The organism is Duganella sp. CF458 (assembly GCF_900113115.1).
GTDB lineage: Bacteria > Pseudomonadota > Gammaproteobacteria > Burkholderiales > Burkholderiaceae_D > Rugamonas.
Map to the genome: position 1 here is coordinate 173877 of NZ_FOOF01000002.1, position 22950 is coordinate 196826.

Genomic DNA, 22950 nt, shown 5'->3' on the forward strand with positions numbered 1-22950 from the left:
CCTCCTCAAATGGTGCGCGAGAAGCGCAGCGGATGCACCTGGCCCGGTGCCGTCCCGGCAGCGCGGTCGGCAGTCAGGTGGCGGTCGAATACCATGCAGATGTTGCGGATCAGCAGACGGCCCTTTGGCGTGACGGAAATCCAGTCATCCTCGATCGCCAGCAAGCCATCGCGCTCGAACTCGCGCAGCTTTTGCAGTTCCTTGGCGAAGTACTGGTTGAAGCGGATCGGGTAGCCCAGTTCCAGCGCAGAAATCGACAGCTCGAAATTGCACATCAGATTCTGGATCACCATGCGGCGCAGCAGGTCGTCGTTGTCCATGGCATAACCGCGTGCGATCGGCAGGCGCCCTTCGTCCAGGCGTGCATAGTAGTCGTCCAGCGTCTTCTCGTTCTGGCTGTAGGTGCCGTTCACCGAGCTGATGGCCGACACGCCCAGCGCCACCAGGTCGGTTTCGGCGTGGGTCGAATAGCCCTGGAAGTTGCGGTGCAGGCGGCCCTGGCGCTGTGCCACGGCGAGGTCGTCGTCCGGTTTGGCGAAATGGTCCATGCCGATGTAGACATAGCCGGCCTTGGTCAGGCGCTCGATGCACAGCGCCAGCATGTCCAGCTTCACGGCTGGCGTTGGCAGCTCGTCATCCGCAATGCGGCGCTGCGGCTTGAACAGGTGCGGCATGTGCGCGTAGTTGTACAGCGCGATACGGTCAGGGTTGGCCTCGATCACCTTGTCCATCGTTGCCTGCATGGTGGTCATGCTTTGCTTCGGCAGGCCGTAGATCAGGTCCACGCTGATGGAGCGGAAGCCGGCGTCGCGCGCAGCCTGGATCACGGCCAGGGTTTCTTCGGCAGGCTGGATGCGGTTGACCGCCTTCTGCACCTCGGGATCGAAGTCCTGCACGCCCATGCTGACGCGGTTGAAGCCCTGCTTGCGCAGGGTATGGATGCGCTCCGCATCGACGGTGCGCGGATCGATCTCGATCGAGTACTCGCCTTCTTCGTCCGGCGCGAATTCGAAGTGCTTGCGCATATGTGCCAGCAACTCGCCCATTTGTTCGTCGCTCAGGTAGGTTGGAGTGCCGCCGCCGAAGTGCAGCTGCTCCACGCGGTTCATGCCGGCGAACAGCTTGCCCTGCATATCGATTTCCTGTTTCAGGTAGCCGAGGTAGGTGACCGCCTTGCTGCGGTCCTTGGTCACCACCTTATTGCAGGCGCAGTAGTAGCAGACCACGTTGCAGAACGGGATATGCACATACAGCGACAACGGTGCGCGCGCGCCGCGCATGCGCAGGTTGGCTTGCGCCTCGAGGAAGCTGGAGTAGCTGAAGTCCGGCTTGAAACGGTCGGCCGTCGGATACGAGGTGTAGCGCGGGCCGGAAGTGCTCATGCGGCTGATCAGCTCTGCATCAAACTGTACGGTTGGTTCTGCAATGGTATTCATGATTTTCTCGTTCGGTCTCAGGCTGCCAGGCGTTTCGGCGCCTGGCGGATTTGCTGCGCGCTGCGTGCCGCATGGACAGCCGCCAGGCGCGCGTGACGGGGGCGTTCGAATTTGAACAGGCTGAAGGCGTCGCGCAGGTGGCCGGCTTCATCGGCCAGGCTGACTGCCGCTGCGGCAGCTTCTTCGACCAGGCCGGCGTTCTGCTGCGTCACCTGGTCCATGTGGTTGACGGCCTGGTTGACCTGGTCGACGCCGATGCTCTGCTCGCGCGATGCGGTGGAAATCTCGTGCATGATGGTGGTGACCTGCTTGACCGAGTTCACCACCTGGTCCATGGTGGCGCCGGCGCGCTGTGCGCGCTCCATGCCGGTGCTGACTTTTTCCACCGAGATCTCGATCAGCTGCTTGATGTCCTTGGCGGCAGCGGAGGAACGTTGCGCCAGGTTGCGCACCTCGCTCGCCACCACGGCGAAGCCACGGCCCTGCTCACCGGCACGTGCCGCTTCGACGGCGGCGTTCAGCGCCAGGATATTGGTCTGGAAGGCGATCCCTTCAATCAGGCCGATGATGTCGACCACGCGCCTGGAGGAAGTGTTGATCTCGTCCATCGTCGCGATCACTTCGGACACGATTTCGCCGCCCTGCTCCGCCACGTCGGAAGCGCTGACTGCCAGCGCGTTCGCTTCCATCGAGTTCTCGGCATTCGCTTTCACGGTCGACGAGAATTCTTCGATGCTGGAAGCGGTCTTTTCCAGGCTGGCGGCCTGCGACTCGGTACGGCCGGCCAGGTCGGCGTTGCCGGCGGCGATCTGCTTGGTCGCCACGGCCATCGCATCGATGTTGAAGCGCACGTCGCGGATGGTGGCGATCAGGTTGTTGTTCATCTGCTGCAGGGCGCGCAGCAACTGGCCCATTTCGTCGGTGCTGTCGGTATCGAAGGAGCCGCTCAGGTCCCCGGCGGCAATCAGGCGCGCGCCGTCCAGTGCACGCTCCAGCGGCTCCAGCATGCTGGACCGCAGCGTGTACCACAGGAAGACGTTGATCAGGAAGCCGACAGCCGTGGCGCCGAAGATGCCCCAGCGCGTCAGTTCGCTGGTGCCGTCGGCAAACAGCGCGGCGCCGCAGACGGCGATCTGCAGCACATTGACCACGCTGGTGGCCAGCCAGATGCGCATCGCCAGCGATACATGGCTCAGGCGTGCCGCCACGTTCGACAGGCCCAGGCGCACGATCTGGCCATTCTTGATGCGGATATTGCGCTCGCCGGCATTGAGTTTGCGGTAAGCCTCGGCTGCGGCGGCAACCTGGCTGCGCTCGGCCTTGGTACGCACCGACATATAGCCGGTGCTGCGGCCGTTTTCCTTGATCGGGGTGATGTTGGCTTTGACCCAGTAGAAATCGCCGTTCTTGCAGCGGTTCTTCACCAGGCCGGTCCAGGGGATGCCGGCGCGGATGGTTTGCCACAGGTCGGCAAACGCTTCGGGCGGCATGTCCGGGTGGCGGATGATGTTTTGCGGCTGGCCAATCAGCTCCGCGGCGGAGAAGCCGCTGATGTGCTCGAAGTAAGGATTGACGTAGACGATATTGCCTTCCAGGTCAGTCTTGGAGACGATCGCCTGGTCTTCGTCCAGCTCTACTTCCTGATTGCTTACCGGTACATTCTTACGCATCGCGCGCCCCCTGTTGACTTTCTTGCTATAACGCAAGATCACAGGGATAAGTCTAGGGACTTGGGCGCGCTTTTTTAATGATGTAGATCAAATCTGGCTGGGTTGGCCTGTCAGGCCGCTTCCGCCGGGATTGCCGAACTGTCACGCACATTCTTTTGCACTGCCACGGCAGCGAACAGGCTCAGCGCGAATGCCATGCCATAAAAGCCCTTTTCGCTGAGCGTGAGGGTGGCGTTCCACATCCCGATACCCAACAGCAGGATGGCGGCCCCGGTCGAAACCCAGCACAGGCCGAAGTACATATTCGACACGCGGATGCCTTCCACCTTGTCGCGTACCGATTTCTGCAACGAAACGGCCGAGAACAGGCCGTACAGCAGCAGGGTCAGGTAATAACCTTTCTCGTTCAGCGGCATCTGGGCATTCCACAATCCGGCGAGGAAGGCGCCGGCGCCCAGCAGCAAAGCGCTCCAGGAGGCGCCGACAAAGGCGCCGGAAGGTCGGTGATGGGTCGACATAGGGTCTCCTTGTTAAAAATCACAGTGTGCCGCCGGCCCGGCGTTCAGCGTTTGACCGCGCTCAACAGTTTGCCGCCGATGGTGACGACCGCCAGCACGATGGCGCCGGCAATCACACCGCCGATGGCGTCCAGCACGGACGGGGTGACGGCAGCCAGCAGGGGGCCAACGCCGCCCACCGAGCCGGCAGCTTCGGCCGCGTGGTGGATCAGGTCATGGGCACCAGGGATGCCATGGGTCAGGATGCCGCCACCGACCATGAACATGGCCACGGTACCGGCCACCGACAGGAATTTCATCAGCTTGGGCGCTGCGGCCAGCAGGACACGGCCCAGGGCCTGCACGCCGGCACCGGCGCGCTTGGTCAGGTAGAGGCCGGCATCGTCCATCTTCACGATGGCGCCCACCAGGCCATACACGCCAATCGTCATCACGACGGCGATACCAACCAGCACTGTCACCTGCTGCATGAAGGTCGCGGCAGCCACGGTGCCCAGGGCAATCACGATGATCTCGGCCGACAGGATGAAGTCGGTGCGCACGGCGCCCTTGATCTTGTCCTTTTCCATTGCAACAAGATCAACACTCTGGTTCGCGTCCAGCAATTCCTTGTGGTGCTGATCGTCTTCCGCCTGCGAGTGCAGGAATTTGTGGGCAATCTTCTCGAAACCCTCGAAGCACAGGTAGGCACCGCCCAGCATCAGCAGCGGGGTGATGGCCCATGGCGCGAAATAGCTGATTGCCAGCGCAGCAGGCACCAGGATCGCCTTGTTGATCATAGAACCCTTCGCTACTGCCCAAACAACAGGCAGTTCACGGTCGGCTTGCACGCCGGCGACCTGTTGCGCGTTCAGCGCCAGGTCGTCGCCCAGTACACCCGCGGTCTTCTTGGCCGCCACTTTGCTCATGGCAGCCACGTCATCCAGGATGGTGGCAATATCGTCGATCAGTGCAAGCAGGCTGGAACCGGCCATTCGTCTAACTCCAAAGAAAAAATTACAGGATCGACAATCTAACACGCCGCCGCTGTGAGCGGGCCCCTTCAACGCTACAATGAACTCTTTATTCGTCGGTAATCGGTCATGACTTTCACCACCTGGATCACCTTTGTCATCGCTGCCTGCATCATTGCCGTGTCGCCTGGCTCAGGCGCCGTATTATCGATGTCGCATGGCTTGTCGTATGGCGTGAAGCGCACCTCCGCCACCATCCTCGGCCTGCAACTGGGCTTGCTGCTGGTGCTGGCGATTGCCGGCGCGGGCGTCGGCTCCCTGTTGCTCGCCTCCGAATTCGCCTTCAGCGTGGTGAAGACCGTCGGTGCCCTGTACCTGATCTGGCTCGGGATCAGCCAGTGGCGTGCCAAGGTCGCCGCCGGCCAGGGCGTCCAGGCGGCGCAAACCGCGCTGCCATCGTTCCGCAAGCGTTTCATGACCGGTTTCCTGACCAATGCCACCAACCCCAAGGGCATCATTTTCATGGTGGCGGTGCTGCCGCAGTTCATCAACCAGCATGCGCCCGTGCTGCCGCAGCTGGCCATCCTGGCTGCCACGATGTTTGCGATCGACCTGGTGGTCATGCATGGCTACGCTTTCCTGGCCGCGTCGATGCAGCGCTTCTTCCGTGAATCTGCTGCCATCAAGATGCAAAATCGCGTATTCGGCGGGCTCCTGATGTTTATCGGCGGCGCCCTGTTCTTCGTCAAGCGGGGAGGCTCCCAGGCATGAGCACCCAATTCCGGCATTACAAAGGCGGGCTTTACGAGCTGGTGTGCGAAGCCACGCTGGAATCCGACCACAGCACGATGATCGTGTACAAGGCAGCCAACGGCTCCATCTGGTGCCGCCCGCGCGAGGTTTTCTTCGAAATCATTGAGGTGGATGGCAAGCAGGTGCAGCGCTTCACCCCCATTTGAAATTATTTGTAACATGGGTCCTCGCCAAGGAGGCTCAGGCGTTATATAAAAAAACGAAAACGCCTAAGAACGTTCCCTTGGAGAGATAGAAATGAGCCGCAAGATTGCGCAGTTCCTGATGCTGGCAGCGTTGGTCGCAGTGACCTCGGTTGCCATGGCCGACCCGCCCGCCCGGGTGGGCCGGGTCACCGTCACCGAAGGCCGGGTGACCATGCTCGTCAATGGCGAGGAAGAATCCGGCAACCTGATGAACTGGCCGGTCACCAGTGAAAACCACCTGACTACGGCCTCCGGCGCCCGTGCGGAATTCCGCGTCGGCTCCGCTGCCATCCGCCTGGACGGCGATACCGACCTCGAGGTGCAGGAGCTGGATGACGATCGCCTGGTGCTGCGCCTGAATTACGGTACCGCCGCCGTGCGTGTGCGCGATCCCGGCATGCTCAATGAATTCGAATTCCTCACGCCGCAAGCCCGCGTCACGCTGACCGAACCCGGCTCCTTCCGCATCGATACCGAGCGCGCGCCCGATACCACGGTTGTCAATGTTTTCGCCGGCAACGTCCGCGTGGAAGGCGCCGGCAGCATGCTGACCGCCCGCTCCGGCAAGCGCGTGGAAGTGCGCGGCGACGATATCTTTACCGCGCTGGCAAGGCGTGATGATTTCGACAACTGGGTCTCCGGCCGCGACCGCCGCGACGAAGGCACGGTCGCTTCGCGCTATGTGCCTGCTGACATGACCGGTTACGAAGACCTGGACAATTACGGCAACTGGGTCGAAGACCGTGAGTACGGCAACGTCTGGTTCCCGCGCGCCGTGCCGGTTGGCTGGGCGCCTTACCGCGACGGCCGCTGGGTCTGGATTTCGCCATGGGGCTGGACCTGGGTCGATAACTCGCCTTGGGGCTATGCGCCATTCCACTACGGCCGCTGGGTCGTGGTGAGCGGCCGCTGGTGCTGGACGCCAGGGCGCGTGGTGGGCCGCCCGGTGTGGTCGCCGGCGCTGGTGGGCTGGGTCGGCGGCAACAACTGGAGCGTGAGTTTTGGTTCCGGCCATTCAGGTCCGGCAGTGGGCTGGTACCCGCTGAGCCCACGCGACCGCTATGTGCCGGCTTACCGCGTCTCGTCGGATTTCGAGCGCCGCCTGATCTGGAATCATCGCACCAACGAGCGCTGGCATGAGCGCCACCGGGACCGCGACCATGATGGCCGCCGGGATGGCGTGACTGCCCTGCCGAGCGACCAGTGGGGCCGTGGCCGGCATATTCCGGTGCATAACGGGGCGCGCGTCACGCCGCAGGATGTGCGCAACGTCCCGATCATGACGGCACCGCCGGTACTGTCCTCCAGCCTGCAGCGGCCGCAACGCCAGCAGGATGGGCAGCAGAACCGCGACGAGCGCTTCAACCGGGATCGGGACGATCGCTTCAACCGCCAGGACCGCCGCGCCGAGCGTCCGGAACAGCAACGCCAGCCGTTGTTGCAGACCCAGCCGCAGCAGCAGCCTCAACCTCAGCAGATTACCTCGCAGCCGCAGCAGCCGCGCCAAAACTGGACGCGCACCGACAATGACGATCGCGACAACTGGCGGGGCCGCAACATGCGTGAGGAGCCGCGTCGTTCAGGCATCATTACTGCGACTCAGCAGCCGCCCCAATTGCAAGTCGCGCCGCCGCAAGTGCAGCAACCACAGCAGCAACCGCAGCCCCAGCGCATGGAACAGCCGCGTCACGAACCGCGCTTCGGCGGCGGCGAGCGTGAAGACCGGGGCCGCCGCGAAGCGCCGCAAATCCAGACCGCCCCGGCCCGCCCGGCGCAAATGTCGCCGCCGCCACAGCTGGCCCAACCGCAACCCCAGCCGCAGATGCAGCCTCAGCAGTCCCAACCGCAGCAACATTCACAGCCACAGCCACAGCGGCGGGACGCACGCGAGCGTGCCCAGGAACGTCAGGAACGCATGGATAACGAGGGAAATCGCCGCTAAATAGGCCCCCCAGCCAAGGCCAGCCACTAACAATGGCTGGCTTTTTTTATTTGCCGGTCTTGGCGCGCTGGCGAATCCGTTCGCGCCACTCGCCCAGCGCCGACAGCGCGCCGTGGAACTCGCGCTCGATCAGGTCGGCTTCCGCCTCCGTCACCTTGCCATCGATCAGGGCTTCCGACACCGCCTCCGCCACCGCGCCCACCTGGGCCATCACCTTGCACACCGTCTGCGACAAATCGTCGTTGCTCACATCATCGGGGATCGGCACGATGAACGCCGCCATGCCATGCCGCGTCAGCAGCGCATGCAGCGGCAGCATGGCTTCATGCACGCCGGCCTTGTGGCACAGGTCGACGATGGTGGACACCTCCTCGAACGAAGGGTAATGCGAAGCGATGGTCGGCGACAGCTTATTGCGCAGCACGTTGGCCGAGATGCCCATTTGCTGGGCAAGTGCCTCGATACCGCCCGGGAAAGTGCGCGCCACCTTGTAGAGCGCGTCATGCTGGTTCATGTCCAGGTATTTCTTAGTCATGGTGAAGCTGGCCTTTTTTTACCGATGCAGTCGGATTGTTTGAAAGATATGCTGATTTTCATCGAAAGTTTAACTACCTGACAACGGTGAAATTCATGTTCAAGCGCACTCGCTTCGCGGCCATCATGGCAATCGTGGTGGCCATTGTAGTCGCCAACACGGCCGATGCCCGCCCAGGCGGCTCATACCGCAGCGGCTTTTCGTCGGGCCGGAGCACGGTGTCGCGCAGCGTCAGCACCCCGAAACAGCCAAGCTTCGGCACCTTCGGCCAGCGCCAGTCGCAGCCGCCTGCTGCAGCGCGCGCGCCACAACGCGACTCGGCGATGTCGCGCGACCTGGACCGCCGCGCCGCGCAGGACCAGGCCATGCGGACTTACGACACGCGGCGCGCCGCTGCCGGTGGCCAGTCCGCGCCCGGCAGCGTTGGCAGCGCCACGGCTTCCCGCGCCGGCGCCACGCCTCCGCTGCCACCGCTTGACCCGGTGCTTCCCGGCGGCCGAAGCGGCGCGAATGGCGGCTATAACAACGGTGCCTACGCCCAGCACGGTGCCCCAAGCAGCGGCTCGACCAGCGCACCAGCTCCCGTCATCGTCCGCGACAGCAGCAACGGCTGGCTATGGGGCATCGGCGGTTTCATGCTGGGCCGCGCCGCCAGCGGCCACGCTGCACCGGTCGCCCAGTCAGCCCAGGCGCCAGTGCCGGTAACGACCGCACCCGTTGACGTCAGCGGCAACACCGGCGCCATGGCAGACGCGGCAGGCGCAAGCGACATCGCCGGGGCAGTGGTAGAAACGGCCCGCCAGTCGCAGGTGCAAGCCACGGCCGCCAAACCAGCTGCGCATGAATCGAGCACCCTGGCCAAGCTTGCCGTAGCCCTGTTGATCGGCGGCCTGGCCTGGCTGGCCTGGAAAGCCTTCCGCCTGATGGCAGGCGCGCAGGAAGTGAAAAAGAACGTCAACTACTCATTTGAAAGGAACTAAGGAATGGGCTGGAAAGATGCCATCGATTACCTGCGCAGCGGCGCCAAGCGCCGCGGTGTCGAAAGCGACGCCCCGCCGCCGGAAGACCGCGGCCTGCCGCTGGCAGCCAGGATCGGCAGCGTGGTGGAACTGCAAGCGTCGCCCCTGCTGCGCGCCAACGCCAACGGCTCCCTGGTCGCGTTGCCGGAAGCGGAAGACAGCCGGATCCTCGCCATTTCCCAGTTCAAGCTGTCGATGGCCGGCCGCCTCTACCGCTACTACCTGGCCAAGGGCGATGACGACGAACGCGAGAAGTTCCTCCAGCTGTATGTGGACGAGCACGGCGAGGTGAAGGAAATCCTGTATTGCACGCAGCTGGTGCGCTTCATCCCCACCACGGCGGAAGACCAGGACGCCTTTACCGGCGCCGGCGGCGCGGGCCTGGGCGACCTGCAATTCAGCCTGTGGCGCAGCCAGCTCGAGGAAAGCGGCGTCGACAGCGCAGTGCTGGCCAGCGCCTTCGGCGAGCAGGAAGCGCTGGACTTCGAGCGCGATGTCGGCGACCCGAATGCCGGTTTCATCCCGCCCTTCACGGGCACCGAAACCCGCATCGACGAAGCCAGCGGCATGCAAGGCCTGAAGCAAGAGCTGTACTTCATGCCCTACGCCCGGCAGTTGGGCGACGGCAGCAAGGAATATCTGCTGGTCACGACGGAAATCCTCCAGAGCGTGAACGGCGATGCAAGGAAACGCGGGATTCACGTCGACTTCGTAGTGGGAATCCCGGTGGAGCAGGAACGGCTGGTCATCCAATAACGACCGCCGCATTGGTGAATTGAACTTAACTGAAAGGATGCAAAAAATGAGCAACTCGAATGGCTGGGCCCTGACTGCACGACTGATTTCCAAGCACTTTGGCGCCCTGGGCGACCGTGTGTCGGAAGCCATCGCCAGTTTTGACCCGGAAACGGCGACCGAGGCCGACCGCGACCGCCTGGCCGACACCCTGCGCAGCGCCGCCCAAAAGCTGGCCCAGGCCCGCGCCGCCTTCAACAAGGAGCGCGACGACGTGGTCCGCCTGCGCAAGCTGATCGACACCGACGAAAAAGCCACCGGTACCCTGGCCGATCGCTTGGCCGCCGGCCAGATTTCGGAAGCCACGATCAACCTGTTCTGCGATGAGCTGGAAGCCAACAAAGGCCGCCTGCCGCAGGAAATCCAGGAGGAAGCCGACGCCCAGGCCTATATGGACGAGCTGCAAAAGATCGTCGACGCCCTGTCGCAACAGCTGGCCGACTTCGACGCCGCTGCGAAAAAGGCGATGCAAGCCCTGGCCCAGGCCAAGGCCCAGCGCGACTTGCAGCAAGTGCGCGCCGAGCGCCAGAGCCAGCTGGCCAACCTGTCGGGCATGCGCGGCAACACCAGCGCGCTGAACGCGTTGACCAAGCGCGCCCAGTCGATCGCCAACGAGGCCGAAGGCATGAAGATCGTCTCCGACATCGGGCAGCGCCCGTACGACCAGGCCGCCGAGATCGACGCGATCCGCAAATCCGTCACCAACCCGGCCAACGGCAGCGAATCCGCTCTGGAGCGCTTGCAGCGCCTGTCGAACAAGGCTCCTGAAGCGGCCTGAACTTGAAAACCGGCCCTGCGGGGCCATATAGCTAACGATGTAAAATGGAACCCGGCGCACTCGCACCGCGCCGGGTCTTTTTTTTGTTGTTACAAGATTGGAAATATCATGACGAATCCCATCCCACCTGAAGAGTCCCTCATCGAGTATCCGAGCGACTTCCCGATCAAGGTGATGGGCGCTACCCACGACGCCTTCGCCACCACGATCATTGAAGTGGTGGTCGCGCACGACCCGACGTTCCATGAAGGCAAAATGGAATCGCGTCCATCGGCCAAGGGTAATTACACCAGCCTGACCTGCACCGTGCGCGCGACCAGCCGCGCGCAGCTCGACGACATTTACCGCGCGCTGTCCGGCCACCCGATGGTCAAGATGGTGCTCTAAGGAGCTGGCTGCGGGCGATTTCCGCCTTCAGCCACTCACGGAATGCCCGCACCTGCGGTTTCTGCAGGGCGGCGGGCGGACTGACCAGGTAGTAATCATCCGGGCAAGGCGAAGCAATATCGAACAGCCGCACCAACTGGCCCGACGCAATCTCCTGCATCGCCACCACGTGGCGCACCAAGGCTACCCCGTCGCCATCGACGGCGGAGCGTATCAGCATCGATAAATCCTCGAACATCACGCCGCCGGAAGGCTCCGGCAAGTCCAGTCCGGCCGCCCGGAACCAGGGCGCCCAAGGTTCGTTCGAACGCAATAACGTGGCTTTCGCCAAGTCCTGTGGGCAAGCAGGCAGTTGTCCACCGCGATAGTGAGGACTCGCTACCGGGTAGTAAATTTCCCCGATCAGCCGCTCCACGTCCAGCCCCGGATACTTGCCCCGCCCGAAGCGGATGCCGACATCGATCCCTTCCCGCACCAGGTCCTGCAACGCCCCGCTGGCCTGCAGGATCACCTCGATGGACGGGTGCTGCTCAATGAATTGTCCCAGCCGCGGTGCCAGCCAGCGCGCCGCAAACGAGGGAATCGCAGTCACGCTCAAACGCTGCACGCCTTCCGGCGGCCGCAGCTCGGCCGCGCCATCCGCCAACTCCGCCAGGCAGCGCGCCACGGTCGCCGCATAGCGCCGCGCCTCCGGCGTTGCCGTCACCTGGCGTCCGTTGCGGACGAACAGTTGCACGCCCAGCTCTTCCTCCAGTCCGCGCACCTGGTGGCTGATCGCGCCATGCGTCAGGCAAAGCTCCGCCGCCGCCCGCGAGAAATTCTCGTGACGGACCGCCGCCTCGAAGGCGCGCAGGGCGGACAAATTCGGCAAACGCATATCGTTGTGAGGAAAACTAACCAGGCAATAGAAAATATATCGTTTTGGCAAGCATGAAGCAAGGCATACCATGTGAATAAACCTAACCAAGCCGGAGCCCCGCCATGAGCCTCAAACTGTATGTGGACAGCCAGTTCACCAGCCCGTATGCCATTTCCGCCTTCGTCGCCCTGCGCGAAAAAGGCCTCGATTTCGAGCTGGAAACCGTGGACCTGGAAGCCGGCAAGAACAAGGAACTGTCCTATACCGGCAAAGCCCTGACCGGTCGCGTACCCTGCCTGGTGCACAACGACTTCATGCTGACCGAGTCCAGCGCGATCACCGAGTACCTGGACGAGATGTTCCCAGCGCCTGAACACCGTGCCCTGTATCCGGTGCTGCCCCAAAAGCGCGCCGTCGCCCGCCAGATCCAGGCCTGGGTGCGCAGCGACCTGGGCGCACTGCGGGAAGAGCGCAGCACCTACACGGTGTTCTACCGCCGCGCCGAACAGCCGCTGTCCCCCACCGCCCAGGCGGCGGCGGATAAGCTGGTGCATTTGGCCGAGCGCGTGATCGACGGCCCCTACCTGTTCGGCCGCTGGTGCATCGCCGATACCGACCTGGCCATCATGCTGAGCCGCCTGGTGATGAACGGCGACCCGGTGCCGCAAAAGCTCAAGGATTATGTGGCGCACCAATGGCAGCGGGAGTCCTTGCAAGATTGGCTAAAGAACATCAACCTGATGCCAGCTTAAGGAAATCGGCATAAAACTGCTTAGTCATTAAGCAGCCCAAGGGCTGGGCCGGTATAATGGCGGGGCTTTTCCCGACCTGTAGCCCTATGCCTATCCAGCCGGCGGTGATCCGCCATCTCGGCCAAGCCGAATACGAGCCAACTTTCGCAGCGATGCGCGCCTTCACCGACGCGCGCCAGGAAGATACGCCCGACGAACTGTGGATCGTCGAGCACCCGCCCGTCTATACGCTGGGCCTGGGCGCCGACCGCGGCCACCTGCTGGCCGGTGCCACGTCGATTCCGACGGTGCAAACCGACCGCGGCGGCGAGGTGACCTTCCACGGTCCCGGCCAGGTCGTGGTCTACCTGATGATGGACCTGCGCCGCAACAAGAAAGGCGGCAAGCTGTACGCCCGCCAGTTCGTCAACAAGATCGAAGAAGCGATCATCAATGTGCTGGCCGCGTATAATCTCGCCGGCGAGCGCATCGAAGGCGCGCCCGGCATCTACATCGCCAACGGCCCGAAAAAAGGCGCCAAGATCGCCGCCCTCGGCTTGAAGGTGCGCGGCAATGGCTGCACCTACCACGGCGTATCGCTGAACGTGGGCATGGACCTGGCCCCCTTCACCCGGATCAATCCCTGCGGTTACGCAGGCCTGGAAACCATCGACATGCGTTCGATGGGCGTGGATGTCCCGCTGGCCGATGTCCAGCAGGCCCTGGCCAATGAGCTGGTGAACCAGCTGCAGGTGGCCGAACCTGAATTAACCTGAAAGCAAGCAGCTATGACTTACAACCCAAGCGACAAGCAAAAAGGCGCCGACAAGACCTCCCGCATCCCGATCAAGATCATCCCGATCGAACAGGCAGAACGCCTGAAGAAGCCGGAGTGGATCCGCGTCAAGGCGGCATCGGCCTCCTCCCGCTTCTACGAGATCAAGGACATCCTGCGCGAGAACAAGCTGGTGACCGTGTGCGAAGAAGCGAGCTGCCCGAATATCGGCGAATGCTTCGGCAAGGGTACTGCTACCTTCATGATCATGGGTGACAAGTGCACCCGCCGCTGCCCGTTCTGCGACGTGGGCCACGGCCGTCCCGACCCGCTGGACGTGAACGAACCGCAAAACCTGGCCAACACCATCGCCAAGCTGCGCCTGTCCTACGTGGTGATTACTTCCGTGGATCGCGACGACCTGCGCGACGGCGGTGCCGCCCACTTCGTCGAGTGCATCACCAAGACCAAGGAACTGTCGCCGAAGACCCAGGTTGAAGTGCTGGTGCCCGACTTCCGCGGCCGCCTGGAAAAAGCGCTGGACATCTTCGCCGACGGCCTGCCGGACGTGATGAACCACAACCTGGAAACCGTGCCCCGCCTGTACAAGGAAGCCCGCCCGGGCGCCGACTACCAGCACTCGCTGACCTTGCTGAAGGACTTCAAGGCACGCTACCCGCACGTCAAGACCAAGTCCGGCCTGATGGTCGGCCTGGGCGAGACCGACGAAGAAATCCTGGAAGTGATGCGCGACATGCGTGCGCACGACATCGACATGCTGACCATCGGCCAGTACCTGGCGCCGTCCAACAGCCACCTGCCGGTGCGGCGTTACGTGCACCCGGACGTGTTCAAGATGTTCGAAGAAAAAGCCTACGAAATGGGCTTTGCCCACGCCGCCGTTGGCGCCATGGTGCGTTCGTCTTACCACGCCGACGAACAGGCGCATAACGTGCTGGAACAGGCCTGAGCCGAATCAGCCATTCTGAAGTAGTATATTGCCGACCTAACAATAATAGGAGGCAGGAATGGCTGAGCATAAATGGCACGAGGAATTCGAAGCACTGCGCAAGATCGTTCTCTCCACGCATTTGAACGAGGAGACGAAATGGGGTTGCGCGTGCTTTACCTACAATGATCAGAACATCGTCCTGATCCACGGCTTCAAGGAATACTGCGCGCTCCTGTTCTTCAAGGGCACCCTGATGCAGGACCCGGAAAACATCCTGGTGCAGCAGACCGCCAACGTGCAAGCCGGACGCCAGCTCCGCTTCACCGGTCTCGCCGAAATCAAGAAGCAGGCGAAGATCATCAAAGCCTATGTCGAAGAAGCGATCCGTGTCGAAAAATCCGGCGCCAAGGTTGAATTCAAAGACACCAGCGATTTCCCGATGGCTGACGAATTCCTGCAAAAGCTCGATGAGCATCCGGCCCTGGCTGAAGCTTTCTACGCCTTGACGCCGGGCCGCCAGCGCGGCTACCTGCTGCACTTCTCCTCCGCCAAGCAGGCCAAGACCCGCGAGTCGCGCGTCGAGAAATGCATGCCGCAGATCCTGGCCGGAAAAGGCCTGGACGACTGAAGCCTGGGCAGGATTTCAATATGACGGTCCGCATCGAACCAAGCTGGAAGGCCCAACTGGATCAGGAATTCGCGCAACCATATTGGCAAGCGCTGACCGGTTTCGTGCGCGAGGAATACGCCGAGCGCCAATGCTTCCCGGCCGGCCGCAATATCTTCCGCGCTTTCGACCTGACGCCGTTCGATGACGTGAAAGTCGTGATCCTCGGCCAGGACCCTTACCATACGCCCGGCGCTGCAATGGGCTTCTGCTTTTCGGTCCCGGACGGCAACCGCCCGCAACCGAGCCTGCAGAACATCTTCCAGGAGCTGCAATCCGACCTGGGCGTGGCACGCCAGCGTACCGACCTGTCCGATTGGGCCGGCCAGGGCGTGTTCCTGTTGAACAGCGTGCTGACAGTGCGCGCCCGCGAAGCCGGCTCCCATGCCGGCAAGGGTTGGGAGAATTTTACCGACAGCGCCATCCAGCGCCTGTCGGCCGGCCGTGAAGGGCTGGTGTTCATCCTGTGGGGCAGCTACGCGATCGCCAAGCGGGCCCTGATTGACCCGCGCAAGCACTTGGTCATCACCTCGCCCCACCCGTCTCCTTTCTCCGCGCACAAGGGCTTCTTCGGCAGCCGGCCGTTCTCACGTGCCAATGCCTACCTGGCGCAGCAGGGCAAAGCGCCGATCAACTGGGCTTGAGCGCTTCAATGCGTGGTGTGCTTGCCGTAGCAGAGGGTATAGAGCTGGGTGCGCAGGTCGCTGAACTCTTCATCGAGCTGAAGATCGCTGATGGAGCCGGCACCGCCGAAATAGTGCAGGATCTCGCCCTTGGCGGCCGAGCAATCGAAGGCGCTCAAGGTGCGTGCGCGGTGCAGCAAGCGGGCCCAATCGTCCTGGTGGCCCTGCGCCAGCTTCACTTCCATGCGCTGCACGATGGCAGACAGTTGCTCTCGTTCGTTCATAGGAAATTCTCCGTAAGTTAATCGGTTGAATCCACCTTTTGAGCTTCTGGTCTTGCCTGCAGACCGGGCCCTTGTGGGGCAGGCCGCGCATGCGTAAGCATACCCTGTTTCCCGCTGCTATGATTCTTTATCTGTAAAGGAGACTAGCCCGATGAAATTCGACCTCGAACAACTCAATCAACTCACGCACAACAACCTGACTGGCCACCTCGGCGTGCGCGTCACCGCTGCTTCCGCAGGCGAATTGCAGGCGGAAATCGACATCGTCCAGCACCACTTGGCGCCGAACGGCTACCTGCACGCCGGCACGGTCGTCACCCTGGCCGACACGGCCTGCGGTTTTGGCTGCATCGCCAACCTGCCGGAAGGCGCCCAGAATTTCACCACGATCGAGCTGAAGTCGAACCATCTTGGCACCGCGCGCGAAGGCACGATTGCCGTTTCCGCCCGCATGGTGCATGCTGGCCGCACGACCCAGGTGTGGGATGCCACGGTCACCAATAAGGCGAACGGCAAGACCATCGCCCTGTTCCGCTGTACGCAAATGATCCTCTATCCGAAAGGATGATATGAGAATACTGCTTGCCTCCAGCTTGCTCCTGGCCGCTTCCGTGGCCACGGCGCAAACGCCGTACACCGAAGATTCCGTCTATCGTGGCCTGGGAGGCAAGCAAGGCATTGCCCGCATCGTCGATTCACTGTTCGAGATTTCGCTGGCCGATCCGCGCATCAAGGACACGTTTGACGGCTTCGATATCCCGCTCATCAAAGAGCGCCTGGCGGAGCAGGTGTGCGAGTATGCCGGCGGCCCGTGCAAGTACACAGGCAAGTACAAGAACCGCGACATGAAGTCGGTTCACGAGGACATGAAGCTGAACAACCTGCACTTCAATGCGCTGGCGGAAAACCTGCAGATCGCGATGGAGCGCAACAACGTCCCGGCCAGTGTGTCCAACCGGCTGATCGCCAAGCTGGCGCCGATGCAGCGCGATATCGTGACCGCTGGCGGTGGCGCGCCGGAAGCGAAGCCCGATCACGGCAAATTCATCGCGACCGGTGGCGTCTCTACGGTGGAAGGCAGCGCCGGTGGCGGCATCGTGCCGTGGGCCCTCATCACGGGCTACGGCACGCGCGACAGCTGGGGCGCCAGTGCCTTCGCCACGCGTGTATCCACGCCAGACTACAAACTGCTGAGCTATGGCGCAGCCGTTGGCATCGGCGACCGCGTTGAAGTTTCGCTGGCACGCCAGGATTTCGAAGGCGAACTGGCACCGCTCGACCGCTTGCGCATCAAACAGGACATCGTCGGCCTCAAGCTGCGGGTGGCAGGCGATGCCGTCTACCAGCAGGATAGCTGGCTGCCGCAAATCGCCGTCGGCCTGCAATACAAGAAGAACAAGGGCGTTGACGGGCTTGCCGCACTTGGCATCACCAGCGTCCGGCACCTGGGTGCGAAGTCCGAGCGCGGCACGGATTTCTATGTCACAGCCACCAAGATCCTGTTTGAACAAAGCTTGCTGGTGAACGCCACCTTGCGCAGCACGCGCGCCAATCAGATGGGGCTATTGGGATTCGGCGGCGACAAGGAAAGCAGCCGCAAGCTCATGCCCGAGCTGTCCATCGGCTATCTGTTGACGCGCAAGCTGGTGCTTGGTGCGGAATACCGCCGCAAACCGCACAATCTGGGAGTGGATAACGAGAAGGCCTACAAGGACATCTTTCTTGCGTGGCTGCCGAGCCGCCATTGCTCGCTGACGGCGGCGTATGCGGACCTGGGAACGCTCACGGTGTTCAACCCGAAGACCCAGCGCGGCGCTTACCTGTCCGCGCAGCTGGCCTTTTAAGCGATCAGCCCTTCAGGGCTTTTTCCAGCAGCGCATGGAGCGCCGGGAATTCCGGCTTGCCCACGTAGCGCTTGATGATGTTGCCGTCCTTGTCGATGACGAAGGTGGTCGGCGTCATGGAGACGTCGCCATAGGCTTTGGCCGCGTCGCCGGTCACGTCCAGCGCCACCTTGAATGGCAGCTGGCGCGTCTCGGTAAAGTTGACCACGTAGTTGGGCGCGTCGTATTTCATCGCCACGGCGACGAATTCCAGGCCCTGGCCTTTGTACTTGTTGTACGTTTCGACCATCTCCGGCATCTCGGCCACGCAGGTGGTGCACGAGGTGGCCCAGAAATTGACCATCACGACCTTGCCTTTCAGGCTCTCGGGCGTGATCTTTTCCCCTTTGATGCCGAGGAAGGTGACCGCAGGGGCGGATTGGTGCTTGTTCAGCGACTGGTATGCCGTGAAGCCGATGCCGGCGATGACGGCAAGCGCAATCGCCGGTTTAATCCACGCCCTGGAGCCCGTACTCATATGCTGCTTTAGCCTTGGGAAGCCTGCTGGGACGGCTGGTACTGCTTGACGTCCTCATCGGTGATGTACTCGAACACCTTGACGACCTTGGTCACGCCGGCCACGCCGCGTGCGATGTCGGCAGCTTGCGCACCTTCACGCTGGGTTACGCGGCCCATCAGGAATACGGCACCCTTCTCGGTGATGACCTTGAAGGAGTTGGCCGAGATATCCTTGGCATCGGCCAGGCTCAGTTTGACTTTGGAGGTGATCAGCGCATCGTTCGAACGCGAGGTGTAGCTGGAGGAGAAGCCCACTTCCAGCTCATTGGTCACGTTCAGCACGCCGTCGATGGCGCGCACTTCGCGTTCAACCTTGGCCTTGATCTCGTCGTCCGGTACTTCGCCGGTCAGCAGCACGCGGCGGTTGAAGCTGTTCACGTTGACGTGCGAGCTCTTGCCGGCGATGTTGGGCATCTTCACCTCGGCCTTCACGACGATCGATTTGTCTTCGGTCTGCGCACCCAGGGTGCGGCGATCCGATGCAGCCAGGGTACCTGCCACAGCACCGCCGACCAGGATCGGGGCGCAAGCGGACAGGGTGGTGCTCGCCAGGACCGCGGCCATCACGGCCAGCGAAAGTGGACGGGCTTTATTCATTTACATCTCCTCCGAACAGGGCGACGTCGATGCCGTCGCAAATGCAATGGATGGTCACCAGGTGGACTTCCTGGATACGGGCGGTGCGGTCTGCCGGCACGCAGATATGCACGTCGGCGTCGGTCAGCATCTTGCCGATTGCGCCGCCGCCTTTGCCGGTCAGTGCCACTACGCGCATCTCGCGTTCCAGGGCCGCCTCGATTGCCGCCATCACGTTGGCCGAATTGCCCGAAGTGGAAATCGCCAGCAGGATGTCGCCGGCCTGGCCGAATGCCTGCACCTGCTTGGAGAAGATCTCGCGGTAGCTGTAGTCGTTGGCCACAGCGGTCAGGATGGAGGTGTCGGTTGCCAGCGAAATGGCCGGCAGCGGGAAGCGTTCACGCTCGAAACGGCCGACCAGCTCCGCGGCGAAGTGCTGGGCGTCAGCCGCCGAGCCGCCATTGCCGCAAGCCAGGATCTTGTTGCCGTTCGAGAGGGCGGAGAACATCAGTTCCACCGCCTGCGCGATAGGCTGCGCCAGGACGGTTGCGGACTGGATCTTGATTTCGGCACTTTCGTGGAAGTGCGAGAGGATGCGTTGATTGTTCATAGTGTGCGTAATTATAGTGCAGTGGCTTGGCGGGCCTCACAAGCGCTGTTAAAAATGCTTACATTTGATCAATGATAGCGCTGCGCAGCCAACTTATGTGCTTGCCGTCGATGGCCACCACGTCGATGCGGCATGGTGGCATTTTGACAAATCGCAGCAGGTAAAACTTGGCGGCCCGCAGCACGCGGCGCTGCTTGGCGGGGGAAATACTGGCGGCAGCGCCGCCAAAGCGGGGATTGTTGCGTTCCCGGACCTCGACGAACACCAGATGATCGCCATCGCGCATGACCAGGTCCAGCTCCCCGGTCTTGCACAGGAAATTGCGTTCGACCAGGGTAAGCCCTTGCTGCTGCAGGTAGGCCAGCGCCCGGTCTTCGCCGCCCCGGCCGATCTCCTGGAGTTCGGTGCGGGGCATGCGATTTCCTTATTGGGTGACCGGCACCGGCACGCCGTTGCGGTATTCGGCCGGCACTTCGACCCGCTCGAACCAGGACGGCCCGTTGCCGAAATCGATGGTCAACTGGCCGGTCACGCCATCGAGCTGGAAGCGGCGCTGCGGCTGGATGGCGATCTCGCGGGCGATGCGGAAGGCGTCGATCCCCAGCGCATACACCCGCTCCATATCGGCGCTGATGCGCGCTTCATCGCGCGGAATCGGCTGCGGGTAGGTCATCACCGCCGGATGGTCGCGCTGTACCAGCCATGGCAGGTCGAGCAAGCGTACGCCATCCAGTTCCGGGCCGGCGCGGTACATGCTGCGGCCAGGATTCAGGGACGAGGTGCCATACAGCGGGATATCGCCCAGCGGAGGCGCCGACAACGCGATCTTGAGCTGGCGCACCTGGTCCGGGTCCAGCGCTGCGAACAGCAGGCCGGCAGGGTCGCTTTGCAGGCGGCCGCGCAGGGCCACCAGTTCCGCATCCTGCAGGTAGCCGTTGAGCGGCGTCAGGTCAACGCTGCGTGGACGCAGGCCGAGGCGTTGCAATTGCGCCATCATGGCGCCGGCAATGCGCCTCTGCCAGGACGAATTGCCCGCGATGACCAGCGCCTTGGCCGAAGGGTTTTCGCGCGCGCCCCAATCGGCCACCTGGCGAGCCTCCTCCTCGATCGACAGGCCGATCGTCAGCAACTGTGGCGGAATCTGCGGATCGCCGCGCAGCTCGGGGTGGTTCAGCGCAATGGTCGGCTTTTCCACCAGCGGGCTGGCAGCAATGGCCGTGACCGCGGAACGGGCCAGCGGTCCGACCACCATATCGTTCTTTTCCTGGGCGGTGACATAGGCGGACAGCACTTCCTGCGGCGAATCGCCGGTTTCCACCACATTGACTGCAAAGCCATGGCTGTCGCGCTCCAGCGCCGCAATGAAACCGGCGCGCAAGGCATCGGCAGCACGGCCAAGCGCTTCGGAACGCAGCGGCAGCAGCAGCGCAATGCGGAACGCCCGCTTGTCGTCGGCATTTTCCGCCGGCTGCGGGACGACCTGCATGATGCCTGGCGGCCGTGCCACATCTTCCGGCGAAGGCACCGAGAAAGTTTCGACCACGGCTTCCGGCTCCGGCGGCGGCGCAGGTTTTGGCCGCGGCGCCTTGGCAACGGCCGGCGGCGCACTTGTCACCGACGTGATTGGCGCGCACAATCCCCCGGGCGCGTCGCACGGCGTGCTACAAGCGCTGGCCAGCGCGGCCGTGGCAACGCCGAGTATCAGTTTCTTGATATTTTTAAACAGCATTCTTCCCCCAATGACAGCACAAGTATCCAGCCCTCTCGCCAGTTTACCAATCCTCGGCGAGACCGCCCACCAAAATTATCCTACGGCAACTCTATACGTGGTGGCCACGCCAATTGGCAACGTGACCGACATCAGCCTGCGAGCCTTGCATGTGCTGTCGCTGGTCGACGCGGTGGCCTGTGAAGATACGCGCAACACCGCCCAGCTGATGAACCGCTTCGGCCTGCACAAGCCCTTGATTGCGGCCCATATGCACAACGAGCGCGAAGCGGCCGAAGGCCTGGTTGCCCGCTTGCAGGCGGGCGAACGCATTGCCCTGGTGTCGGACGCCGGCACGCCCGCAGTCTCCGACCCCGGCGCCCGGATAGTGGACGCCGTGCGCGCGGCCGGCTTGCGCGTCATGCCCCTGCCGGGCGCCTCGGCCGCCGTGGCTGCACTGTCGGCCAGTGGACTGGTGAACGACCAGTTCCACTTTGTTGGTTTTTTGCCATCAAAGGCCAAGCAGCGCGAAACGGCACTGCAGGGCTTGGTGGCCGCGCCAGCCACGCTGGTGTTTTATGAAGCCCCGCACCGTATTGTCGAGTGCGCCCAGGCGCTGGCCGATGTCTTCGGCACCGAACGCCAGGTCGTGTTCGCCCGCGAAGTGACCAAGCTGTTCGAGCAGATCCACCGCTGCCCGCTGGGCGACGCCGTGGCCTGGCTGAAAACCGACGCCAACCACGAAAAAGGCGAATTCGTGGTGCTAGTCGAAGGCGCCCCGCCAGCCGACGAAGGCCAGGACGCCGAAACCGACCGCATCCTGCAAATCCTGCTCGCCGAGTTGCCAGTAAAACAATCCGCCGCCCTCGCCGCCCAGATCACCGGCAAGAAAAAGAACGCCCTCTACGACCGCGCCCTCGAGCTCAAGCAGTAAAAAAATAAATGGGGACGTACCCCATTTATTTAGCAACTAATTAAATGGGGTACGTCCCCATTTATTTTTTACCATTTGCAGCCGCTGTCTTTCTTGTCCATCATCAGGTAGAGCGGGGCCAGCAGGCCGCCGGGGATGCCGTCTTTGCAGTTGGGGCGGGCGGCGTTCTGGATTTGGCGGGCCAGCTTTTCGTCGCGGGTTTCGCGCAACCTGGGCTGGGATGTGTCCAGCTCGCCGGCAATGTCGCGTGCGGCGACTTTCGCGGCTTCGCGGTCGAATAGCGGCGCCGGCCCCGGCGTAGCGGGCTGCAAGACCAGCGTGGATTCACGGGGCGGCTGGACCGCCAGCATTGACTCCTCCTTTGATGCCTTCTTGCGCGTGTCTGCACGACGCGGCTGGCGGCGCGGTGCGGCGGTCGTCGTGCGCTCAGGCTTGCTCGCTAGCTCCGGCTGTGGCTCGGGCGGTACAGGCGGCGCAACGATCCTTACCTCCACCTTCGTCAGCCAAGTTCGCGAATCGGCAACATCGCGGGGTTCAGGCAGCCGTACAAACATCACTGCCGCCAAGTGCAGTAGTAAAGAAATAACGATACCGGCTGCAATGCGCCATCGCGGCGTTCGATAAGGCATTCAAGTTCTCCAACTTTTAAATTGGGGGTTGACGATCCCCAGCCCAGCTTGTATTATCTTGCTTCTTCGGAGTGTAGCGCAGCCCGGTAGCGCATCTGCTTTGGGAGCAGAGGGTCCAAGGTTCGAATCCTTGTACTCCGACCAAGTTTCAGAAAAAAGACCTGCATTC

28 protein-coding genes and 1 tRNA gene are annotated in these 22950 nt (G+C 62.6%); 16 read left to right on the forward strand and 13 right to left on the reverse strand.

Annotation, left to right across the window (positions count from 1 at the left end; all coding sequences use genetic code 11):
* Positions 1–5 precede the first annotated feature (5 nt).
* The 4 genes from hemN to BM269_RS04005 form a co-directional block, all read right to left on the reverse strand.
* Positions 6–1436 carry an oxygen-independent coproporphyrinogen III oxidase gene (hemN, locus tag BM269_RS03990; RefSeq protein WP_090435742.1) on the reverse strand — a complete coding sequence of 477 codons (1431 nt, stop codon included), beginning with the start codon at positions 1434–1436 and terminating at the stop codon, positions 6–8.
* Between the two features lie 17 nt (positions 1437–1453).
* Positions 1454–3106, reverse strand: coding sequence for a methyl-accepting chemotaxis protein (locus BM269_RS03995; RefSeq protein WP_090435743.1), 1653 nt, complete (start codon positions 3104–3106; stop codon positions 1454–1456).
* Positions 3107–3216: 110 nt separating this feature from the next.
* Positions 3217–3624, reverse strand: coding sequence for an inner membrane protein YiaA (yiaA, locus tag BM269_RS04000; RefSeq protein ID WP_090435744.1), 408 nt, complete (start codon positions 3622–3624; stop codon positions 3217–3219).
* A 44-nt stretch (positions 3625–3668) separates the two neighbouring features.
* Positions 3669–4598, reverse strand: coding sequence for a DUF808 domain-containing protein (locus BM269_RS04005; RefSeq protein WP_090435745.1), 930 nt, complete (start codon positions 4596–4598; stop codon positions 3669–3671).
* 108 nt (positions 4599–4706) lie between these two features.
* Here BM269_RS04005 and BM269_RS04010 point away from each other — a divergent pair, with 108 nt between their 5' ends.
* From BM269_RS04010 to BM269_RS04020, 3 genes are all read left to right on the forward strand, one after another.
* On the forward strand, positions 4707–5348 hold the full coding sequence (locus tag BM269_RS04010) for a LysE family transporter (RefSeq protein WP_090435746.1): 642 nt from the start codon (positions 4707–4709) through the stop codon (positions 5346–5348).
* On the forward strand, positions 5345–5536 hold the full coding sequence (locus BM269_RS04015; protein WP_090435747.1) for a DUF1653 domain-containing protein: 192 nt from the start codon (positions 5345–5347) through the stop codon (positions 5534–5536). Before BM269_RS04010 ends, BM269_RS04015 begins: the two co-directional genes overlap by 4 nt.
* A 91-nt stretch (positions 5537–5627) precedes the next feature.
* On the forward strand, positions 5628–7517 hold the full coding sequence (locus BM269_RS04020; RefSeq protein WP_090435748.1) for a DUF6600 domain-containing protein: 1890 nt from the start codon (positions 5628–5630) through the stop codon (positions 7515–7517).
* Positions 7518–7563: 46 nt separating this feature from the next.
* Here BM269_RS04020 and BM269_RS04025 read toward each other — a convergent pair whose 3' ends face one another.
* Positions 7564–8052: a phage regulatory CII family protein gene (locus BM269_RS04025; protein ID WP_090435749.1), complete on the reverse strand. Its 489-nt coding sequence runs from the start codon at positions 8050–8052 to the stop codon at positions 7564–7566.
* Positions 8053–8147: 95 nt separating this feature from the next.
* Between BM269_RS04025 and BM269_RS04030 the strand changes: the two genes are divergently transcribed.
* The 4 genes from BM269_RS04030 to BM269_RS04045 all read left to right on the forward strand — a co-directional run bounded on the left by BM269_RS04030 (position 8148) and on the right by BM269_RS04045 (position 11031).
* Positions 8148–9032, forward strand: a complete 885-nt coding sequence (locus BM269_RS04030; RefSeq protein ID WP_090435750.1) for a hypothetical protein — start codon at positions 8148–8150, stop codon at positions 9030–9032.
* 3 nt (positions 9033–9035) lie between these two features.
* The gene (locus BM269_RS04035) at positions 9036–9827 is read left to right on the forward strand and encodes a DUF2491 family protein (RefSeq protein WP_090435751.1); all 792 of its coding nucleotides are present in this window, start codon (positions 9036–9038) and stop codon (positions 9825–9827) included.
* Positions 9828–9873: 46 nt separating this feature from the next.
* Positions 9874–10644: a hypothetical protein gene (locus BM269_RS04040; protein ID WP_090435752.1), complete on the forward strand. Its 771-nt coding sequence runs from the start codon at positions 9874–9876 to the stop codon at positions 10642–10644.
* Between the two features lie 108 nt (positions 10645–10752).
* Positions 10753–11031: an HP0495 family protein gene (locus BM269_RS04045; protein ID WP_090435753.1), complete on the forward strand. Its 279-nt coding sequence runs from the start codon at positions 10753–10755 to the stop codon at positions 11029–11031.
* Here the strand turns inward: BM269_RS04045 and gcvA are convergent.
* A complete protein-coding gene (gcvA, locus tag BM269_RS04050; RefSeq protein ID WP_090435754.1) occupies positions 11015–11908 on the reverse strand; it encodes a transcriptional regulator GcvA in 894 nt (297 codons plus the stop codon). The genes BM269_RS04045 and gcvA overlap by 17 nt on opposite strands.
* 104 nt (positions 11909–12012) lie before the next feature.
* Between gcvA and yfcF the strand changes: the two genes are divergently transcribed.
* The 5 genes from yfcF (at position 12013) to BM269_RS04075 (ending at position 15659) form a co-directional block, all read left to right on the forward strand.
* A complete protein-coding gene (yfcF, locus tag BM269_RS04055; protein ID WP_090435755.1) occupies positions 12013–12642 on the forward strand; it encodes a glutathione transferase in 630 nt (209 codons plus the stop codon).
* 86 nt (positions 12643–12728) lie between these two features.
* Positions 12729–13397: a lipoyl(octanoyl) transferase LipB gene (gene lipB, locus BM269_RS04060; protein WP_090435756.1), complete on the forward strand. Its 669-nt coding sequence runs from the start codon at positions 12729–12731 to the stop codon at positions 13395–13397.
* A gap of 12 nt (positions 13398–13409) precedes the next feature.
* Positions 13410–14366 (forward strand): lipoyl synthase, encoded by a 957-nt coding sequence (gene lipA / locus BM269_RS04065; protein WP_090435757.1) that lies wholly within the window; start codon positions 13410–13412, stop codon positions 14364–14366.
* Between the two features lie 58 nt (positions 14367–14424).
* The gene (locus tag BM269_RS04070) at positions 14425–14976 is read left to right on the forward strand and encodes a YdeI/OmpD-associated family protein (RefSeq protein ID WP_090435758.1); all 552 of its coding nucleotides are present in this window, start codon (positions 14425–14427) and stop codon (positions 14974–14976) included.
* Between the two features lie 20 nt (positions 14977–14996).
* Positions 14997–15659, forward strand: a complete 663-nt coding sequence (locus BM269_RS04075) for a uracil-DNA glycosylase (RefSeq protein WP_090435759.1) — start codon at positions 14997–14999, stop codon at positions 15657–15659.
* Positions 15660–15664: 5 nt separating this feature from the next.
* Here BM269_RS04075 and BM269_RS04080 read toward each other — a convergent pair whose 3' ends face one another.
* A complete protein-coding gene (locus BM269_RS04080) occupies positions 15665–15922 on the reverse strand; it encodes a DUF6966 domain-containing protein (protein WP_090435760.1) in 258 nt (85 codons plus the stop codon).
* Positions 15923–16073: 151 nt separating this feature from the next.
* Here BM269_RS04080 and BM269_RS04085 point away from each other — a divergent pair, with 151 nt between their 5' ends.
* On the forward strand, positions 16074–16490 hold the full coding sequence (locus tag BM269_RS04085) for a PaaI family thioesterase (protein WP_090435761.1): 417 nt from the start codon (positions 16074–16076) through the stop codon (positions 16488–16490).
* A 1-nt stretch (position 16491) separates the two neighbouring features.
* On the forward strand, positions 16492–17766 hold the full coding sequence (locus BM269_RS04090; protein WP_090435762.1) for a DUF3034 family protein: 1275 nt from the start codon (positions 16492–16494) through the stop codon (positions 17764–17766).
* Between the two features lie 4 nt (positions 17767–17770).
* On the opposite strand, the gene BM269_RS04095 is transcribed toward BM269_RS04090, so the two are convergent.
* From BM269_RS04095 to BM269_RS04115, 5 genes are read right to left on the reverse strand one after another with little or no spacing between them, the layout of a single operon-like run.
* Entirely contained in the window at positions 17771–18283 is a 513-nt protein-coding gene (locus BM269_RS04095) for a TlpA disulfide reductase family protein (protein ID WP_090435763.1), read from the reverse strand.
* Positions 18284–18291: 8 nt separating this feature from the next.
* A complete protein-coding gene (locus tag BM269_RS04100; RefSeq protein ID WP_090435764.1) occupies positions 18292–18921 on the reverse strand; it encodes a BON domain-containing protein in 630 nt (209 codons plus the stop codon).
* Positions 18914–19510: a phosphoheptose isomerase gene (locus BM269_RS04105; RefSeq protein WP_090435765.1), complete on the reverse strand. Its 597-nt coding sequence runs from the start codon at positions 19508–19510 to the stop codon at positions 18914–18916. Before BM269_RS04105 ends, BM269_RS04100 begins: the two co-directional genes overlap by 8 nt.
* 58 nt (positions 19511–19568) lie before the next feature.
* On the reverse strand, positions 19569–19925 hold the full coding sequence (locus tag BM269_RS04110) for a YraN family protein (protein ID WP_090435766.1): 357 nt from the start codon (positions 19923–19925) through the stop codon (positions 19569–19571).
* Between the two features lie 9 nt (positions 19926–19934).
* Complete coding sequence (locus tag BM269_RS04115; protein ID WP_090435767.1) at positions 19935–21239, reverse strand: penicillin-binding protein activator; 1305 nt, start codon at positions 21237–21239, stop codon at positions 19935–19937.
* A 10-nt stretch (positions 21240–21249) separates the two neighbouring features.
* Here BM269_RS04115 and rsmI point away from each other — a divergent pair, with 10 nt between their 5' ends.
* On the forward strand, positions 21250–22152 hold the full coding sequence (rsmI, locus tag BM269_RS04120; RefSeq protein ID WP_090435768.1) for a 16S rRNA (cytidine(1402)-2'-O)-methyltransferase: 903 nt from the start codon (positions 21250–21252) through the stop codon (positions 22150–22152).
* Positions 22153–22220: 68 nt separating this feature from the next.
* Here the strand turns inward: rsmI and BM269_RS04125 are convergent, their stop codons facing one another.
* Entirely contained in the window at positions 22221–22502 is a 282-nt protein-coding gene (locus tag BM269_RS04125; RefSeq protein ID WP_090435769.1) for a hypothetical protein, read from the reverse strand.
* A gap of 346 nt (positions 22503–22848) precedes the next feature.
* Between BM269_RS04125 and BM269_RS04130 the strand changes: the two genes are divergently transcribed.
* Positions 22849–22925: transfer RNA gene (locus BM269_RS04130), tRNA-Pro, on the forward strand.
* The last annotated feature ends 25 nt before the right edge of the window (positions 22926–22950 follow it).